10 protein-coding genes and 1 pseudogene are annotated in these 11,351 nt (G+C 72.8%); 4 read left to right on the top strand and 7 right to left on the bottom strand.

Going from position 1 to position 11,351, the window contains the following annotated elements; translation table 11 throughout:
• Positions 1-87: 87 nt before the first annotated feature.
• Together EXE45_RS15800 and EXE45_RS15795 are read left to right on the top strand one after the other, a co-directional pair.
• Positions 88-378, top strand: a pseudogene (locus tag EXE45_RS15800) (alpha-isopropylmalate synthase regulatory domain-containing protein); the annotation flags it as partial.
• A gap of 49 nt (positions 379-427) precedes the next feature.
• Positions 428-739: a hypothetical protein gene (locus EXE45_RS15795; protein ID WP_092920732.1), complete on the top strand. Its 312-nt coding sequence runs from the start codon at positions 428-430 to the stop codon at positions 737-739.
• Positions 740-796: 57 nt separating this feature from the next.
• Here EXE45_RS15795 and EXE45_RS15790 read toward each other — a convergent pair whose 3' ends face one another.
• Positions 797-2,242 carry an MATE family efflux transporter gene (locus EXE45_RS15790; protein WP_092920731.1) on the bottom strand — a complete coding sequence of 482 codons (1,446 nt, stop codon included), beginning with the start codon at positions 2,240-2,242 and terminating at the stop codon, positions 797-799.
• A 29-nt stretch (positions 2,243-2,271) separates the two neighbouring features.
• Positions 2,272-3,426, bottom strand: a complete 1,155-nt coding sequence (locus EXE45_RS15785) for an ATP-binding protein (protein WP_137694878.1) — start codon at positions 3,424-3,426, stop codon at positions 2,272-2,274.
• A 199-nt stretch (positions 3,427-3,625) separates the two neighbouring features.
• Here EXE45_RS15785 and EXE45_RS15780 point away from each other — a divergent pair, with 199 nt between their 5' ends.
• Positions 3,626-4,033, top strand: a complete 408-nt coding sequence (locus tag EXE45_RS15780; RefSeq protein WP_137694877.1) for a gamma-glutamylcyclotransferase family protein — start codon at positions 3,626-3,628, stop codon at positions 4,031-4,033.
• A gap of 254 nt (positions 4,034-4,287) precedes the next feature.
• The gene (gene ilvA, locus EXE45_RS15775; protein WP_092920728.1) at positions 4,288-5,499 is read left to right on the top strand and encodes a threonine ammonia-lyase; all 1,212 of its coding nucleotides are present in this window, start codon (positions 4,288-4,290) and stop codon (positions 5,497-5,499) included.
• Positions 5,500-5,977: 478 nt separating this feature from the next.
• On the opposite strand, the gene EXE45_RS15770 is transcribed toward ilvA, so the two are convergent.
• From EXE45_RS15770 to folP, 5 genes are all read right to left on the bottom strand, one after another.
• Complete coding sequence (locus EXE45_RS15770; RefSeq protein WP_092920727.1) at positions 5,978-6,541, bottom strand: hypothetical protein; 564 nt, start codon at positions 6,539-6,541, stop codon at positions 5,978-5,980.
• Positions 6,542-6,680: 139 nt separating this feature from the next.
• Complete coding sequence (locus tag EXE45_RS15765; RefSeq protein ID WP_137694876.1) at positions 6,681-7,751, bottom strand: NAD(P)/FAD-dependent oxidoreductase; 1,071 nt, start codon at positions 7,749-7,751, stop codon at positions 6,681-6,683.
• Positions 7,752-7,873: 122 nt separating this feature from the next.
• Complete coding sequence (locus EXE45_RS15760) at positions 7,874-8,620, bottom strand: bifunctional 2-polyprenyl-6-hydroxyphenol methylase/3-demethylubiquinol 3-O-methyltransferase UbiG (RefSeq protein ID WP_137694875.1); 747 nt, start codon at positions 8,618-8,620, stop codon at positions 7,874-7,876.
• Positions 8,621-8,688: 68 nt separating this feature from the next.
• Complete coding sequence (locus tag EXE45_RS15755; protein ID WP_137694874.1) at positions 8,689-10,185, bottom strand: bifunctional oligoribonuclease/PAP phosphatase NrnA; 1,497 nt, start codon at positions 10,183-10,185, stop codon at positions 8,689-8,691.
• Positions 10,186-10,252: 67 nt separating this feature from the next.
• Positions 10,253-11,351: dihydropteroate synthase (gene folP / locus EXE45_RS15750; protein WP_137694873.1), on the bottom strand; the 1,099-nt coding region annotated here is incomplete at its 5' end.

Genomic DNA, 11,351 nt, shown 5'->3' with positions numbered 1-11,351 from the left:
CGACCCGCCCGTTTATCAGGGTGGAACCGGGAGCGTTAGGGGATGAGTTCGGGGGGCAGTTCCGACGCGAGCGGGTCGAACGGTCGCGGGGGCGGCGACGGCGAGCGCGAGAGCGGGAGCGCGGAGCGCGAGGCCGGGAGCGACGGCGTCGCCTTCGACCTCGACTCCTACCACGTCGACGCGATCACGGGCGGCACGGACGCGGTCGTCACCGTCGAGGTGGACCTCTCGCGGGGCGACCGCTCCGTGAGCGTCTCGGCGTCGGACGCGGACATCACCCGCGCGAGCGTCGTCGGGATGGTCGACGGGCTCGACCGCCTGCTCGCGGCGGAGGCGGACGCCGCGGACGCCGAACCCGGCGCCGTGGCCGACGACTGAGCGCCCGCGTCTGACGAGGTTTTTAACTGACGGCGCTCGATCCCCGGGTGTGAGCGTCGTCGTCGCGATCAAGCCGTCGGCGCGGAAGCGGAACGCGAAGGTGGGGCGGCTCGTCTTCGAGGACGGGACCCGGCACGCCTTCGAGAGCCGCGCGGCCGCCGAGCGGTGGGCGGACGACCTCTCGGCCGGTGACGGCCACGTCTGGGTCGCGAGCGCGCACCCGCGCGACGGCGACGACGCGGACTGTTACCTCGTCTCGCGCGCGACGAACGCGAAGCTGGAGGCCGCCTACGACAAGCGCCGGCGGCGGCTCAGGGGCGACGCCGGCGCCGAACAAGAGTCGCTCGGCGGCGAGCCGTAGCGGACCGGGAGCGGCGCGACCGAAATCGGGAGCCGCGGTCGTCGGCAGCGGCTCCCCCTACGAGGAGTCCTCGTCGGGCACTGGATCGGGCGCCGAGTCCGACCCCGCGTTCGACTCGGCGCCCGGACCGGACCCGCGCGCGTCCATCATGTCGGCGGCGCGGGTCGCCCACCCGGAGTAGTGGAACCCGGCTGCGACGACGAGCGCCATCCAGACGTAGGCGGCGGACACCCCGACGTACGCGCCCGCGGGACCGAGTCCCGCGGTGCGACCGAGCAGCCAAGAGAGCCCCAAGAACAGTCCGAACATCCCCGAGACGCGCGCGACGAGCGGAACCCGGGTCTCGCTCGCGCCCTGGAGCGATCCGGACAGCGCGGAGAAGCAGGCGAGCGCGGCCCCGGCGACCCCGTACACCCGCGCGAAGTCGACGGCGTAGCCGATCGTGGCCGCGTCGTCGGTGAATATCGGAACGAGCCGGGACGCTCCGACGACCAGTCCCGCCCCGATCGCGCCGACCGTCAGCACGCCGAGGCCCGCGACCGCCCACCCGTTGAACCGCGCGGCCTCCGGGTCGCCCTCGCCGAGCGCCTGGCCGACCAACACCGACGCCGCGACGTTGTAGCCCCGCGAGAGCGGCCCGGTCACCTGCTGGTAGACGCGGCGGCCGATCTGGAAGCCGGCGTTGACGGCCTCCCCGAAGCCCAACAGGAGGGCGTTGAACGGGAACTCCGCGATCTCGGAGCCGAACCCTTCCAACACGCGGGGCGCGCTCACGACGAGGAGCTGCTTCGCGACGGTGAGGTCGCGCGGCCACGCGAACTCCGCGTCGGTCCACGACCCCCAGATCGCGGCACAGAGCAGCCCGGCCGTGAGCACGTTGGCGCCCGCGGTCGCGAGGCCGACGCCGAGGACCTCCAGTCGCGGGAGGCCGAACAGGCCCAGCCCGAGGACGACCGAGCCGACGATGTTGACAGAGTTGGCGGCGATGTTGACGTACATCGGCGTCCGGGTGTCGCCGGTCCCCTGGAGCGCGCGGGCGCCGACCAAGGCGACGTGGCGGGCCGGGGCGGTCGCGAACACGATCGCGAGGTACGTCGATCCGAGGTCGACGACCGCGGGCGAGGTCCGCTCGCCGACGAGCCGGCCGAACACGCCGATCGCGAACTCGCCGTAGAGAAAGCCGAAGAGGACGAACGGGACCCCGGCGAGCGCGCCGAGCAGGATCGCCTGCGTCACCGCCTCGTCGCGGTTCTCCGCGGCGTCCGCGCCGGTGTCCTGCGAGGAGAGCGCGATGGCGCCGCCGCCGAGGCCGAGCCCGATCCGCAGCGGAAACCGGGCGTAGAGGTCCGCGAGGCCGATGGCGACGACCGCGGCCGGCGAGAACAGCGCGGTGACGAGGATGTCCGTCGTCCGCATCGCGGTGCGGAACGTCTGCTCGGCCATGACTGGCCACGCGAGCGAGAACACGCGCTTCCAGACGCGCCGCAGCCGCGGGAAGTCCATGCGTCACACCCGACGGTCGCCCGCGGTTTCTACGTATCGAAGCCGGCCGAGTCGGCCGGTGCGTGCGGGAGCGTCACCGCGAACCGCGCGCCGCCGAGATCCGACTCGCCGGCCTCGAGGGAGCCGCCGTACGCGTCGGCGAGCGTCGCGACCAGTCCCAGGCCGCTGACCCCTCCGTCCCGCGATCCGGCGCCGTCCCGCGATCCGGCGCCGTCCCGCGATCCGGCACGCCCCTCGTCGCGCCCGTCGTCGTCGGGGAACGATCCGTTTCGAATCTCGGGCGGGAGTCCCGGGCCGTCGTCCTCGACGACCAGCGCGACCTCGTCGTCGCCCACCTCCTCGGTCGTGTCACCCTCGCCGACGCGGACCGCGACGCGGACGGTGACGTCCGGGCCGGCGTGTTCGATCGCGTTCTCGACGAGGTTGTGGACGATCGACCGCACGCCGTCGTTGGCCGCGACGGACGCCGACTCCGGGAGATCGGTCTCGACGGTCACCGAGTCGCCGTCGTCGACGCTCGACAGCACGTTCCGGGTCGTCGCCGCCAGGTCGACGCGGCTGGAGCCCGCGTCGCCGAGGATCGCGTCCGCGACCGCGCTCGTCGCCTCGATGCGTTCGAGTCCCTCGCCGGCCTTCGCGGCCACGGTCGCCGCGTGGTCGGACCCGTCCGTCTCATCGACGAGCAGGTCGGCGTAGCCGCGAATCGTCGAGAGGTCGTTGCGGAGGTCGTGGCGCAGGAGGTGGTTCACGAACGAGACGGCCCGGACCGCGTCCCGCGCGCGGCGGGCGTCGGCGGCCTGGCGGACCGCGTAGTACCCCGCGACCGCGCCGCCGAGGCTCCCGGCGCCGGCGGCGACGAGCATCGGGAACGCCGGTTCGACCAGCGGGCGCCCCTCGAAGACGCGGACCGCGAGCGTCGCGGCGAACGCGGCGAGCGCGAGGACGGCCCCGGAGGCGGTCCACCGCGCCACGCGCCACTCCTCGGCGGGAGAGAGTCCACGACGAGCGATTCGGCGGCCGGCGGCGAGGACGGCGACCGCGATGCCGCCGTCGAGCGCGAACGCCAGCAGCGGCCCCCCCACGTTCCCGACGGCCTCGACCTCGGTGCCGTGGTGGACCGCCGCGGCGACGAGGAGGCCGGCCCCGATCAGGGAGGCGACGTGGTGGCCGCGAAGCGTCGGCATTACGAAACCAACCGACGATGCGAGTAAAGTCGTTGCGGTCGATCGAGAGACCGACTACCGCCCGGACGTGAATCGACTGCGCGAGGTGAAGCGACGAGAACGAGGACGCGAGGAGCGCGAAGAGCGGGAGGAGTGAGACGGGGCCACGGGAGGGAGAACCGTCCGAACGTTGAAATCCGCGAGCGACCCACGGGGGCCCATGGACGTCTTCGTGTACGGCACGCTGACCGAGCCGGACGCCGTCACCGAGGTGGTCGACTCGTTCGTCTTCGTCGGCTCTGCGACGCTCGACGGCCTCCGGCTCGTGGAGGGGCGGTACCCGACGCTCGCGCCGGGCGGCGAGACCGCGGGGCGGCTCCTCCGAACGGAAGAGATCGACGCGCTCGACGCCTACGAGGACGTCGACGGCGGGCTGTACGTCCGCGAGGCCGTCCCGCTCGACGCGCCGGGCGAGCACCCGGAGACCGCCGCGGTGTACGTCGGCGACCCCGACAGACTCGACGCGGACGCGACGTGGCCGGGGCCCGGACCGTTCGCCGCTCGGGTGCGATCGGTCCTCGACGAGCGCGACGTGCGGGTGCGGCTGACCCCCCGAGATCCCGTCTGACGGGCGGATGACGGGCGCGCAGTCGTGCGGTTTCACTTTCGCTCTGGTAGCCCCACCTTTTTGTATTCGCGTCGCTTGGTTTCACTCGCACGTCACACGCGTGCATTCCCCCCTTCACCAACGCCGAGCCGCTCGCTCGTCGATCGGACGAGCGCGGCGAACGCGACGCGGCGGACGCGGGCCGGCGACCGTGGTCGACCGGTCCGTCGGCCCCGACCGGAACCGATTAGCGGCCGGCGCGGCGACGGCGTGGCATGCTCACTCTCTCCGACATCCGCGAGGCGCGCGAGCGGGTCTCGGGCGTCGCCCGGCACACGCCCCTGGAGCGGTCGCGCTCCTTCTCCGAGATGAGCGGCGCCGACCTCCACCTCAAACTGGAGAACTTCCAGCGGACCGGCGCGTTCAAGATCCGCGGTGCGATGAATCGGATCCGGACGCTCTCGGAGGCGGAGCGCGAGGCCGGCGTCGTCACCGCGAGCGCCGGCAACCACGCGCAGGGCGTGGCGCTGGCGGCCAGTCGCGCCGGGGTCGACGCCACCGTCGTGATGCCGAAGTTCGCGCCGGTCTCGAAGGTGAAGGCCACCCGCGGGTACGGCGCGAGCGTCCGCCTGGAGGGCGTCGACTACGACGAGGCGCAGGCGTACGCGCACCGGCTGGAGCGCGAGGAGGACCGCACCTACGTCCACGCGTTCGACGACCCCGTCGTGATGGCCGGGCAGGGGACGCTCGGCTTAGAGATCGTCGACGACTGCCCCGAGCTCGACACTGTCGTCGTCCCGATCGGCGGCGGCGGGCTGATCTCGGGGGTCGCGGTCGCGATCAAGGAACAGCTGCCCGACGTGCGCGTCGTCGGCGTTCAGGCGGCGGGCGCCGCCTCGGCCGCGAAGTCGCTGGAAGCGGGCGAGGTCACGGAGATCGACAGCGTCGACACGATCGCCGACGGGATCGCGACGCGGTCGGTCGGCGATCGGACCCTAGAGGTCATGACGGAGTACGTCGACGAGGTCGTCACCGTCGACGACCGCGAGATCGCCCTGGCCCTCACGCTGCTCTTGGAGCGCGCGAAGACGCTCGTCGAGGGCGCCGGCGCGGTCGCGCTCGCCGCCGTCCTCTCGGAGGCGTTCGAGTACGACGACGGCGAGACGGTCGTCGCCGCGCTCTGCGGCGGCAACATCGACCTCAACCGCCTCGGCACCGTGATACGCCGGGGACTGGTCCAGATGGGCCGCTACCTCAAGATCACGATCGACCTGAAGGACCGCCCCGGCGAACTGGAGCGCGTCTCCAGCATCGTCGCGCGCACCGGCGCGAACGTGTACGCGGTCCACCACGACCGCACCTCCCGCGACGTGGCCGTCAACGCCGCCGAACTCGAACTCGAACTGGAGACCGACGACGCCGAACACGCCGCCGACATCGTCGACGCGCTCGAAGCCGAGGGGTACGACGTCGAGGTGCTGTCGTGAAACGGGTAGCGACCATTTATAAATAGAACCGCGGTGGCGCGCGCCTGCGAGCGGCCGCCCCCGGCGGCCGCGAGGAGCACGCGCGAGGGAGTCGGCCGCCCGGAGCAACGCGGAGGGCGGCCGACGAGGCTGGGGAGGCGTGAGGCTGCGGTGCCGTGCGGGGTGGGACTCAAAGGGGCAGCCGGGAGGCGGGCGCAGGCGATGCAAGCACCGCAGGAGCGAGTGAAACGAGCGACGAGGAGCGTGGTTCGAGAGAGCGAAGCTCTCTCGTCATCACGAAAGGCGCTCCGCGCCTTTCGAACGACAGCGAGCGTGCGCCCGCCTCCCGGCTGGGGCCTTGAAGTCGTTCACCGTCGATCTACGGTCAGCGATTTATAAACGAGCGGCTGGGGCTTTGGAGACGCTCACCGTCGATATACGGTCAGCGATTTATAGCGGAGCGGCCGGGGCTTTGAACTCGTTCACCGCCGGTGGAACATCAATTTCCGGATGCGTTCGCGGAGCCGTTCGTTTGTGCCGGGGCCGAAACGCTTCCGCTCACGCTCGTCGAGCCGCCGAGGAGGGAGTGGTCCGAGTCGCCGCTGAACGTCGTGACCGTCTCGCCGTCCTGTTTCACGATCAGGGTCCAGGGGTCGTCGCCCGCGGGGATCCGCATCGTCCCGTTGTAGCGGACGACGCCCGAACACGGCCGGGAGGCGTTCCCGGCCTCCTCGATCGGAACGTCGAGGACGTAGGCGGACTCGTTCAGTCGCTCGAAGGTCGGCCCGCCGACGGCGTACGAGGGGCCCGGCAGCGAGACGTTTCGAGCGTACGTTATCTCCGTGTTTCTTGGGCCGGCGGCCACCGAGGTCGAACCGTTGGCCGCGAACTCGTCGGGACAGCGGACCCCGTCGGTGTCGAAGTGGAGCAGCGCCGGCGGATCGCTCGGTCCGCCGAAGAGGCCGCCGGGCCCTCCCGACACGGGACCGGCGAGGGCGACGGCGCTACCGGTCACGAACAACGCGAGCGCAACGGCGACGACGGCCAGACCACGTCTGCTCATCACGTTTCGGACGACGGGAGGGTCACGGATAGTACCGCGTATAACGCAAAGAGGGGTTTGAGTCACCGAGCGTATCAGGGGTGCGGACGGGAGCCGTCGGGACGGTGAACCGGACGCACCCGAAACGACGAACCGCCTCTCAGTCGTCCGCGGCCGCGGCGTCGACCTCGGCCTCGTACAGCTCGCCGGCGCGCTCGCGCTCGGAGAGGTACTCGCCGGCGTCGAGCGCGGCCTTCACGCCCATCCCGCTCGCGGTGGCCGCCTGCTGGTAGTGGAAGTCGACCACGTCGCCCGCGCCGAACAGGCCCGCGACGCCGGTCCGGGTCTGCCCGCCGCCGCGGCCGCCCTCGGTGATCAGGTACCCGTCCTCGTCGGTCTCGATGCCGGTCCCCTCCAAGAAGTCGGTGTTCGGCGTGTGGCCGATGGCGTAGAAGACGGCGCCCACGTCGAACGCGTACTCGTCGACCTCGTCGGCGGTCGCGGGGTCGTCGAGCTTCTCCTTCGGGTGGCCGTCGGGGTGTTCGACGAGGGTCACGCGGTCGATGCCGTCCTCGGGGGTGCCGTGGATCTCGGTGAGCTCGGTGTTGAGGAGCAGCTCGATCTCCCCGTCGTCGACGGCGTCCATCGTGCGCTCGATCCACACGTCCTCGGCGCGGAACTCCTCGCGGCGGTGGGCGACGTAGACGGTGTCCGCGAACTTCGTCAGGAAGTTCGCCTCCTCCATCGCGGCGTCGCCGCCGCCGACGACGAGCATGTCCTCGTCGCGGAAGAACGCGCCGTCGCAGGTCGCACAGGTCGAGAGGCCGTACCCCATCAGCTCGTCCTCGCCGGGGACGCCCAGCGTGCGGGCGCTGGCGCCCGAGGCGGCGATGACGGCGTCGGCGGTGTAGACGTCGCCGTCGGAGAGCGCGACGCGGAAGTGGCCCGCGGGCTCCTTCGCCACGTCCTCGATGACGCCGTTGCGGGCCTCGGCGCCGAACTTCTCGGCCTGTTCCTTCATGTCGTTGATCAGGCCCGGACCGGAGATCCCCTCGGGGAAGCCGGGGTAGTTCTCCACGTCGGTCGTCAGGGTGAGCTGGCCGCCGGGCTCGTCCCCCTCGATGAGCAGCGGGTCGTTGTTCGACCGCGCGGCGTAGATCGCCGCGGAGAGACCAGAAATACCGGTGCCGGCGATGATCAGTCGACGGTGTTCGACGATGTCGTCGGTCATGTGAGTGAGTTCGCCGGCGCGCCGTATGTACGTTGCGACCGGTGGCGTCGCGCTCGCACGAGCGACGGCGCTCCCGCACGAGCGACCGCGCTCGCGACCACGACGACCACAGGACGAATCCGCTACCGCACCGCGACGAACACGCTCCGCTCGTCTCCGGGGCCGTACCCCTCCGCGACGTCGACGTCGTCGAACCCCGCCGCGGCGAGCGCGTCGGCGATCCGCTCGTCCGCGAACGGCGTCATCCGGCGGCGGTCGACGAACGGGTCGCCGTCGGGCGTGAACGTCACCGCCCGCCAGTCGAGCCGGCCGTCGTCGGTCGCGACGTGGTGCGCGACGCGAACGTACCGGATTTCGCCCTCGGCGTCGCGGCCGACGTCGAGCCCCGGCCGGTTCCCCTCGGCCGGCAGCGGGGAGTTGTCGAAGACGAGGACGCCGCCCGGCCGGAGGCGGTCGCGGAGCGCGGCGAGGGCGGGGTCGAGGTCGCCCGGCGCCAGGTGGTTCACGACGCCGCGGACCGCGACGGCGACGTCGAACGGCGCCGCGTCGTCCATATCGAGGTCCGGGAGGCCGGTTCGCCGAAACTCGACGGAAGCGTCCCCACACTTCTCGCGCGCGACGTCGAGCATCCCCTCGTGGACGTCGACCGCGGTCACGTCGATTCCGCGGGCCGCGAACCGGCGGGTGTGCTCGCCGGTCCCGCAGCCGACCTCCAGCAGCCGCTCGGGGTCGGTTCCGCGGGCGTCGAGGGCGTCGCGGACGAAGTCGCCGTCGCGGTCGTAGTTCCACTCCGACTGGATCGCGTCGTACAGCCGCGGGCGCTCGTCGTAGAGGCCGTCAGACGCGGTATCGGGACCCGTGTCGGGCATGGTGTCGGGATCGGCGGCCGGCGACGAGTGTCTTACGCCGCCGTGCGACAGATTCGCACGCCCCGGACTCAGTCCGTCGGGAACTCCGGCGGGAACCCGGTCGGCTGGGCGGGCGCGTCGTCGAGCGCCTCGAAGAACCGCCCGGCGACGAACGCCTCGACGACGTCCGACAGCGACTCCGACTCGGGGACCTCAGAGAGGATGCCGAGCGGGACCTGCGCGCCGGCCATCACGGCGTGGCCGCCGGCCGATCCCACCGGGTCGAGCGCGTCGCGGAGCAGTTCGCCGGCGTCGAGGTCGGCGCCGCGGGCGCGGGCGGAGCCGTAGATCACCCCGTCCATGTAGCCGTAGACGAACGTCGCCGTCACGCCCTCCAGGTCGAGCAGCCGGTCGGCCGCCTGCGCGAGCGCGTCGCGGTCGACGATCTCGCCGACGCAGGAGGCGGCCACCGACCCCCGGACGTCGCGGTTCTCGATGGCGGCCGCGAGGACGCGCAGCGTCTCGGGGCTCACGCTCGGGCTCTCGACGCGTTCGAGCGTCGACTCGTCGGCGTGCGCGAGCAGCGCGGCCGCCGCCTCGAAGTCGTCGGTCGCGGTCGCGCGCGTGAAGTCCTTCGTGTCGATCCGGATCCCGTACAGGAGCGCCGTCGCGAGGTCCCGTTCGGGTTCGATCCCGTACCGCGAGAGGTACTCCGCGATCAGCGTGCTCGTCGCGCCGATCCCGGGGCGGATGTCGACGAACGACCCCGCGACGGGCCCCCGCGGCGGGTGGTGGTCGACGACGACCTCGACCGGGTGGCCCTCGGGGAGGCTGTCGTTGATGCCGGCACGGGAGTGGTCGACCAAGGCGATCCCGTCGTACGCGTCGAGGTCGACCCCGTCGAACGACCGGAGGTCGATGTCGAGGAGGTTCACCATCGCGCGGTTCTCCTGGTGAGCGATCTCGCCGCCGTAGCAGGCGTCCGCGTCGACGCCGATCGATTCCGCGACCCGCGCCAGTCCGATCGCGCTGGCGATGGCGTCCGGGTCGGGATTGTCGTGCGCGACGACCAGCAGCGGCCCCGAGAGCCGTCGGAGCGCCGCGAGCAGCCGGGCCGGCCTCTCGTCCTCGCCGTCGTCGGTGCGAGCGAACTCCGCGTCGGTATCGGCCCCGCGGCCGCGGTCGAGCCCGACCGCCTCGAAGACGCGGCCGGCGACCGCCGCGACCGGGTCGACCACGCGGTCGGCGACCGCCGCGACCGCCGCCCGCTGCTCGTCCGTCGGTGCCGTTCCGAGGTGCGCGACGATCATCGCGTCCGGGTACCGCTCCCGGGCCGCGCGCGCGGCGGCGACGTTACGGTCGGGGTCGTCGCTCGCGATCAGCACGACCGCCGCCGCGTCCGGGTACGTCCCGGGATCGGTCGGGTCGGCCTCGACGGTGGCGACGTTGCGGTCGCGCAGCGTCGACGCCCAGCCGGTGTCGTCGGTGATCGCCACTAGGTCGTCCCTCCCGCCGCGCTCCTCGCGGGTGCGCTCGACGAGCGCGTTCCCGACCGCGCTACAGCCGAGCAGCAGGCGCCGGGTCATACGGACGCGACGGGGTCGCGAGGCAAAACGCTGCCGTCGACCGCGCGGTCGCTCCGGGCCGCGGCCGTCACGCTCCGTCCTCCGACCCCTCCGCGGGGTCGCCCCCGTCGCGGAGCGCCCCGTTCACCGCGGCGGCGACGTCGACCGCGGCGCGGTTCTCGGCGACGTCGTGGACCCGGACGATGTCGGCGCCGCGGTCGGCGGCGAGCGCGGTGCCCGCGACCGTCGCGTGCTCGCGGTCGTCGGCGTCGCGCCCGACCGCGCCGTACAGCGACTTGTGCGAGTGGCCGACGAGGACCGGACACCCGAGCGCCGCGAACTCCCCGCAGCGCGCGAGCAGTTCGAAGTCCTCCGCCGGCGACTTCCCGAAGCCGAGCCCGGGGTCGACGATGACGCGGTCGCGGTCGATGCCGGCCGTGTCCGCCAGCGCGAGGCGCTCGCGAAGCGCGTCGACCGCCTCGGCGACCACGTCGTCGTACTCGGGGTCGGCGTCCGGGTCGACCGGCGCGTCGAGGCTGTGCATCACGATCACCGGGCAGTCCGCCTCGGCGACGACCGACCGCATCTCGGGGTCCTCTAACCCGGTCACGTCGTTGATGACGTCGGCGCCCGCGTCGAGCGCCGCCTCGGCGACCGCGGGCTTGCGCGTGTCGACCGACACCAGCACCTCGCCCGACCCCACCGCCGGCACCGACTGGATCGCCTCGATCGTCGGCACGACGCGCTCGATCTCCGCCTCGACCGGGACCGGCTCCGCGCCCGGCCGGGTCGACTCCCCGCCGACGTCGACGACGTCGACCCCCGCGTCCACCATCCGCTCGACGCCGGCCACCGCGTCGTCGAGGTCGGCGTGGCGCCCGCCGTCGTGGAAGGAGTCCGGCGTGACGTTGAGCACGCCCATCACGGCGGTGCGGTCGGTCCACGGGAAGTCTCGGCCGCTGTCGTCGCTCGTGTCGTCGCCGTCCCCGCTCTCGCCGTCGCCCCCGGACTCCGGACCGGTCGCCGGGGCTTCGGTCCCGACCGCCGCGGCGAGGTCGGCCGCCACGCCGCCGAGCCCGCCGCCGTCAGCCGCGTCGAGGCGGTCGACGAGCGCGCGGAGCTCTGCGACCGTCCCGGCGACGGTGACCGGGACCCGCTCGCCGCCGGCGCCGCGGTCCTCGCCCGCA

This window comes from Halorubrum sp. SP9 (assembly GCF_005435015.1).
In the GTDB taxonomy this organism is placed as follows: Archaea; Halobacteriota; Halobacteria; order Halobacteriales; family Haloferacaceae; genus Halorubrum; species Halorubrum sodomense.
Note: the sequence above shows the minus strand (reverse complement) of the source record. Positions and strands in the feature narration are given on the sequence as shown.

Coding starts and splice junctions, on each gene's coding strand:
- EXE45_RS15760 (WP_137694875.1), bottom strand. CDS start 8,620: ATGCCCGACACGGGTCCCGATACCGCGTCTGACGGCCTCTACGACGAG.
- EXE45_RS15770 (WP_092920727.1), bottom strand. CDS start 6,541: ATGAGCAGACGTGGTCTGGCCGTCGTCGCCGTTGCGCTCGCGTTGTTC.
- EXE45_RS15790 (WP_092920731.1), bottom strand. CDS start 2,242: ATGGACTTCCCGCGGCTGCGGCGCGTCTGGAAGCGCGTGTTCTCGCTC.
- EXE45_RS15785 (WP_137694878.1), bottom strand. CDS start 3,426: ATGCCGACGCTTCGCGGCCACCACGTCGCCTCCCTGATCGGGGCCGGC.
- EXE45_RS15755 (WP_137694874.1), bottom strand. CDS start 10,185: ATGACCCGGCGCCTGCTGCTCGGCTGTAGCGCGGTCGGGAACGCGCTC.
- ilvA (WP_092920728.1), top strand. CDS start 4,288: ATGCTCACTCTCTCCGACATCCGCGAGGCGCGCGAGCGGGTCTCGGGC.
- EXE45_RS15765 (WP_137694876.1), bottom strand. CDS start 7,751: ATGACCGACGACATCGTCGAACACCGTCGACTGATCATCGCCGGCACC.
- EXE45_RS15780 (WP_137694877.1), top strand. CDS start 3,626: ATGGACGTCTTCGTGTACGGCACGCTGACCGAGCCGGACGCCGTCACC.